Genomic DNA, 6,307 nt, shown 5'->3' on the forward strand with positions numbered 1-6,307 from the left:
CCCTCGCGGGAGGGGGTTAGGGGGAGGGGGGACCAGGAACTATCAGGGAGCGGCCGCGCGTTACCCCGTCGCCAGGCCGCGCAGATTGCGGTTGGCGACGGCCAGCATCGACAGGTCGACCTGGTCCAGCGCCTTGAGCTCCGACACCAGCTGGTCGATCCGGTCGACCGGGGCGCGGCGGTGGCCGACCCAGGCCTCCACGACATCGGCCCCGGCCGCGCCCGCCGGCGCGTCCTGCAGGGCGCGGACCGCCAGGTCGGCCTGCAGCGTGTACAGGTCGTCGACGATCGCCCCCACCGCCTGCTTCTGCCAGTGGTTGCTGGCCGGCATCCGGCTGGCGCCGTCGCGCAGCCAGGCCAGGCCCAGCCGGCGGCCGGCCTCGAAATAGACCGATGCCACCTCGGTGACGCCGCGCCCGGCCTGGTCGGCGATGCGGATGATGTCCAGCCCCGCCGCCCACAGGTTCAGCCGGGCGACGCGGCGGGCCAGATCCTCCGGGAAGCCGGCGTCGACGAAGCGCTGGGCGCGGGTGTCGATCACGGCGCGGGCGTCGTCGAAGATCGCCGTGTCCAGCTGGCTCTCCAGCTCGGTCAGGCCGGGCTTGAGATGCGCCACGTCCTGGCTGATGTCGAGGCCGCGGCCCTGCTGGCGCAGGATCCAGGCGACGCAGCGCTCGATCAGCCGCCGTGTCGCCAGCATGGCGCGGATCTGGGCCTGGGCCTCGGCCTTGTTGTCCAGCGCCTCGACCGCCGCCCAGATCTCGCGCAAGCTGAAGCTGTCGCGCACGATCAGATAGGCGCGGGCGATGTCGGCCACGCCCAGGCCGGTCTTGTCCGCCAGCTCCGACACGAAGGTGGCGCCAACCCGGTTCACCATGCTGTTGGTGACGTGGGTGGCCACGATCTCGCGCCGCAGCCGGTGGTGCGGGATGGCGTCCCGGAAGCGCTCGCGCAGCACCGTCGGGAAGTACAGCACGAGGTCATCGACCAGCGCCGGATCGTCCGGCAGGTCGCTGGCTAGCAGCGCGTCGTAGATGTTGATCTTGGCATAGGCCAGGATCACCGCCTGTTCCGGCCGGGTCAGCCCTTCGCGGTTGCCGGAGCGCTGGGTCAGCTCCTCGTCGGTCGGCAGCATCTCGATCACGCGGTCGAGCTTGCCCGCCTTCTCCAGCCCGCGCATGAAGCGGGCCTGCTGGTCCAGCACCTCGAAGCCCTCGCCGACCGCGAGCGACAGCGCCTGGCTCTGCAGGTAGTTGTCGCGCAGGACCAGGTGGCCGACCTCCTCGGTCATGCTGCCCAGCACCGTGTTGCGCTGCTTCAGCGTCAGGTCGCCGGCCTGGACCACCGCTCCCAGCAGGATCTTGATGTTGACCTCGTGGTCCGAGGTGTCGACGCCGGCCGAGTTGTCGATGAAGTCGGTGTTCATCTTGCCGCCCGTGCCGCCGGCACCGATGCGGGCGTATTCGATGCGACCGAACTGGGTGACGCCGAGATTGGCGCCCTCGCCGATCACCTTGGCGCGGACGTCGCGGCCGTTGATGCGCAGCGCGTCGTTGGCCTTGTCGCCGACATCGGCGTGGCTCTCGCGGCTGCTCTTCACATAGGTGCCGATGCCGCCGAACCACAGCAGGTCGACCTGGGCTTTCAGCATCGTCTGCATCAGCTCGTTCGGCGTCACCGTCTCGCGCTCGATGCCGAAGCGGGCGCGGATCTCGGGCGACAGCTTGATCGACTTCGCCTTCCGGTCGAACACGGCGCCGCCGGGCGACAGCAGCGACGCATCGTACTGGTCCCAGGATCCGCGGGCCAGGTCGAACAGCCGCTTGCGCTCGGCGAAGCTCGTGGCCGCGTCCGGGTCCGGGTCGACGAAGATGTGCAGGTGGTTGAAGGCGCCGAACAGGCGGGTGTGCTCGGACAGGATCATGCCGTTGCCGAACACGTCGCCCGACATGTCGCCGACGCCGACGCAGGTGAAGTCCTGGGACTGGATGTCGGTGCCCAGCTCGCGGAAGTGCCGCTTCACCGATTCCCAGGCGCCGCGGGCAGTGATGCCCATCTTCTTGTGGTCGTAGCCGGCCGAGCCGCCGGAGGCGAAGGCGTCGTCCAGCCAGAAGCCGTAATCCTGGCTGACGCCGTTGGCGATGTCGGAGAAGGTGGCCGTGCCCTTGTCGGCCGCGACCACGAGGTAGGGATCGTCCTCGTCATGCCGGACGACGCGCTCCGGATGCCGGGTCTCGCCGCCGACGATGGTGTCGGTGATGTCGAGCATCCCGCGCATCAGGATCTTGTAGCATTCGACGCCTTCGGCCTGGAACGCCTCGCGCCCCGCCGCGGCGGCCGGCGGCCGCTTCAGCACGAAGCCGCCCTTCGAGCCGACCGGCACGATGACGGTGTTCTTCACCATCTGCGCCTTCATCAGCCCGAGGATCTCGGTGCGGAAATCCTCGCGCCGGTCGGACCAGCGGATGCCGCCGCGGGCGACCTTGCCGCCGCGCAGATGCACGCCTTCCATGCGCGGGCTGTAGACGAAGATCTCGCGCCACGGCCGCGGCAGCGGCAGCTCCTCGACCGACGGGCTCTCCAGCTTCAGCGACAGGTAGGATTTCGGCCCGCCCTGGTCGTCGGTCTGGAAGTAGTTGGTGCGCAGGGTCGACCGCACCAGGTTCAGGTAGCGGCGGAGGATGCGGTCCTCGTCCAGGTTGGTGACCGCGTCGAGCGCATGCTCGATCTCGACCAGCATGCCGCGGATCGCCACCTCGCGGTCGCCGGTCAGCTCCGGGTCGAAGCGGGTGGCGAACAGGCGGACGATGGCGCGGGTGGTCTCCGGATGGGCGACCAGCGTGTCCTCGATCGTCTCCTGGCTGAAGGCGAAGCGGGCCTGGCGCAGGAACTTGGCATAGGCGCGCAGCAGCGTCACCGAGCGCCAGTCGAGCCCGCCGGCCAGCACCAGCCGGTTCAGCCGGTCATCCTCCATGTCGCCGGTCCAGATCCGCTCGAAGGCGGTCTGGAACACGGCCTTGAGGCGGTTCAGCTCGATCGCGTCGCCGCTGCGGCTGCGCATCTCGAAATCATGGATCCAGACCGGCGGCTGGCCCGCCAGCGCGACCTCGGTCGGAACCTCCGACACCACCTTGAAGCCGAGATGCTCCAGCATCGGCAGCACGTCGGACAGCGGCACCGGCGTGCCGCGGTGGTACAGCTTGAAGCGCAGCTCGTTCGGCGCCGCCTCGAGCGGGCGGAACAGGTGCAGCCCGATCTCGCCGGCCTCGTCGATCTCCTCGATCCGCTCGATGTCGACGATCGCCGCCGCCGGCGTGGTCTCCTCGCGGTAGCCGGCCGGGAAGGCCTCGGCATAGCGGCGCAGCAGGATCAGCCCCTGCTCCTCGCCCTTCTTCTCGACCAGCGCCGATTGCAGCAGGTCGGACCAGCTGCGCCCGGCCTCGACCAGCCGCTCCTCGATCACGTCGACCGGCTCGTCCGTGCCGGCGCCGGGCTCGGTCTTGATCAGGAAGTGGACGCGGGCATGCGCCCCTTCGGTCATCTGGGTGCTGAAGGCCGTGACCGGCCCGCCATACGCCTTCTCCAGGATCTTCTGGATGCGGTGGCGCAGGTCGGTGTTGTAGCGGTCGCGCGGCACGTAGACGAGGCAGGAGACGAAGCGCCCGAACGGGTCGCGGCGCACGAACAGCGCCGTGCGCTGCCGCTCCTGCAGATGCAGGATGCCCATGCCGATGTCGAGCAGTTGCTCGTCGGAGATCTGGAACAGCTCGTCGCGCGGATAGGTGTCGAGGATGTGGCCCAGCGCCTTGCCGTCATGGCTGCGCGGGTCCATCCCGGCGCGCGCCAGGGTGCGGCTGACCTTGGCCCTGAGATAGGGGATGTCGCGAGCGCTGCGGCTGTAGGCGACCGAGGTGAACAGGCCGACGAACATGTGGTCGCCCACCACCTCGCCGGCCTCGTCGAAGATCTTGACGGTGAAGACGTCGAGATGCACCGGCCGGTGCACCGTCGCCTTCAGGCTGGCCTTGGTGACGGTCAGCGGCGCGGTGCTGCGCAGCATCGACTGCGCCTCTTCCGACATCCGGTCGTAGCGGCGGGCGCCGTCGAACACCGAGACCTCGGGCTGGCGCAGGATGCCCAGGCCGCTGCCCGGCACGATCGCGATCTCCAGCCCGTCGTCGGTGCGGGCGAAATCGTAGCGGCGGTAGCCCAGGAAGGTGAAATGGTCGTCCTCGAGCCATTCCAGGAAGGCGGTGATCTCGCGCGTCTCGCCCGGGTCGACCGGCAGCGCCTTGTGGTCGAGTTCCTCGAGCACGGTGCGGATCCGCTGCCGCATCTGGCTCCAGTCCTCGACCGCGGCGCGGACATCGGCCAGCACGCCGCGCAGCGTCGCCGCGATCCGGTCGAGCGTCGCCTGGTCGGTGCGCTCGTCGACCTGGACATGCATGAAGCTCTCGGCCGGCGCGCCTTCGGGCGCCGCGGCCGGGTCCTGCACGTCGGTCAGCCGGCCCTGGGCGTCACGGGTGACGGCGACGATCGGGTGGACCACCAGATGCACGGTCAGGCCGAGCTCGGACAGCGCCGCGGTCACCGAATCGACCAGGAACGGCATGTCGTCGTTGATGATCTCGACCACGGTGTGCGGGCTGCGCCAGCCGTAATCGTCATAGACCGGGTTGAAGATCCGGATCTTGACCTCGCCCTTGCGGCGCTCGCCGCCGAACTGCAGCAGGCCGAGGGCGACGCTGTAGAGGGTGTCCGTGCCCTCGCGCAGCACGTCGTGCGGCGGCACGTTGCGGAAATACAGGCGGGTGAACCGCTCGGCCATTCCTCCCTTCGCCGGGTCGAGCCGCTGCTTGGCCAGGGCCACGACACCATCGACGATTTCGGCCTTGTGCTGATCGGCCTTTGACATCCTGCAGACTCCCGAGAGCGTGCGACCCGAACGGTTGGGGCCGCATCAGGGCCTCAAGGGCATACAATCAACCCGGCTAAAAGGAAACCGCCGAACCGTGACGGTTCGGCGGCGTTCTCGGTAATTTTTGTCAGACAAAACCGGCGGTTAGGGCATTCGCGCTCACAAAGTCTCCGCAATCCGGTCGGAAATAACCCACCTTCGGTCCGGAACGTTCGCTTCGAACGTCTTCTGGACGGCGGCCCCGCTTCGCCTGTATGGAAGACCTGTATTGGAAGAAATGTTTCCGCCGCCAAAACGAGAAAGAGAGCGCGTGTTGTCGACCCGTCATCGCCCCTCGCCGACCCTCTTCATCGCGCTCGCCGCGGCCGCCCTGCTCAGCGCCTGCCAGACCTCCGGGCGGCAGGAGCAGATTCCGCCCTATGATTTCCCGAAGGTGTCGACCGCGTGGCATGACGACGTCAGGGTCGTCTACACCGGCACACTCCAGGTCGGCCGGCCCTGCAGCGTGCTGCGCCGCGACGACGGCAGCGAGGTGTCGATCCAGGGCAAGCCGGTCCCGGTCCGCATCGGCGACCGCATCACCGTCTCCGGCCCGACCGCGAAATGGTCGCTGTGCCAGACGCTGGAGACGATCCGCGCCGACCAGCTCGACGTCATGACCAGCGCCTATCTGCCGGCCGCCGGCGGCACGGCCGTGACCGTGGCCCCCGGCGCCGTGGTGGTGCAGCCGATGCCGTAATCGCCGCCGGCCGGGCTGGCAGCACAGGATTTTCCAGGCATACTCCCGCCCGGACTCGGGGAGGGGAGGCCCGGATGCTCTACGCCATTCTTTGTTACAACTCGGAAGAGGTCATCGGCGCCTGGACGCAGGCGGAGGATGACGCGGTCATGGCCCGGCTCGAAATCGTCCACAAGCGGCTGGCCGCGGACGGCAAGCTGGGCCCCGCCGCGCGGCTGGCCTTCACCAGCGCCGCGACCACGCTGATGAAGGGCCACCAGCCGCCCCTGGTGATCGACGGCCCCTATGCCGAGACCAAGGAGCAGATGCTCGGCTTCTACGTGGTTGACTGCGAATCGCAGGACGAGGCGGTCGCCATCGCCCAGGAGCTGGAGCAGGCGAATCCCGGCATCGGCGGCTACGAGATCCGGCCGGTCCGGCTGTTCCTGCCCGACAGCCGCACAGGCACCTCCGTCGCCTGACCGGCGGCAGGCTCTTTCCCATCCAAGAACCGACTCGGCTTGACTCTCGGGCGCCGTGGTGGATTCATATTGGAACAAATACGGAACATCATGACCCGCCATGTCCGCCCTCGCCGCCCTGCGCGAGCGCCTGAACCGATACGGATCCGCCGTCGAGGATCCGGGTGTCCTGCCGCTCGCGCTGCCCTCG

Annotated in this window: 3 protein-coding genes; 2 read left to right on the plus strand and 1 reads right to left on the minus strand. The window is 68.8% G+C overall.

Annotated features, from left to right (window positions below; genetic code table 11):
- Window positions 1-60 precede the first annotated feature (60 nt).
- Entirely contained in the window at window positions 61-4,914 is a 4,854-nt protein-coding gene (locus FFK22_RS40465; protein ID WP_138893497.1) for an NAD-glutamate dehydrogenase, read from the minus strand.
- Between the two features lie 316 nt (window positions 4,915-5,230).
- On the opposite strand from FFK22_RS40465, the gene FFK22_RS40470 reads away from it, so the two are divergent.
- Complete coding sequence (locus tag FFK22_RS40470) at window positions 5,231-5,656, plus strand: hypothetical protein (protein ID WP_138893498.1); 426 nt, start codon at window positions 5,231-5,233, stop codon at window positions 5,654-5,656.
- A gap of 74 nt (window positions 5,657-5,730) precedes the next feature.
- Window positions 5,731-6,117, plus strand: coding sequence for a YciI family protein (locus FFK22_RS40475; protein WP_138893499.1), 387 nt, complete (start codon window positions 5,731-5,733; stop codon window positions 6,115-6,117).
- Window positions 6,118-6,307: the final 190 nt, after the last annotated feature.

This window comes from Mycobacterium sp. KBS0706 (assembly GCF_005938675.2).
In the GTDB taxonomy this organism is placed as follows: Bacteria; Pseudomonadota; Alphaproteobacteria; order DSM-16000; family Inquilinaceae; genus Inquilinus.

Bases quoted from the DNA above. Each gene is read 5' to 3' on its own strand.
- FFK22_RS40465 (WP_138893497.1), bottom strand. From the start codon at position 4,914: ATGTCAAAGGCCGATCAGCACAAGGCCGAAATCGTCGATGGTGTCGTG.
- FFK22_RS40475 (WP_138893499.1), top strand. From the start codon at position 5,731: ATGCTCTACGCCATTCTTTGTTACAACTCGGAAGAGGTCATCGGCGCC.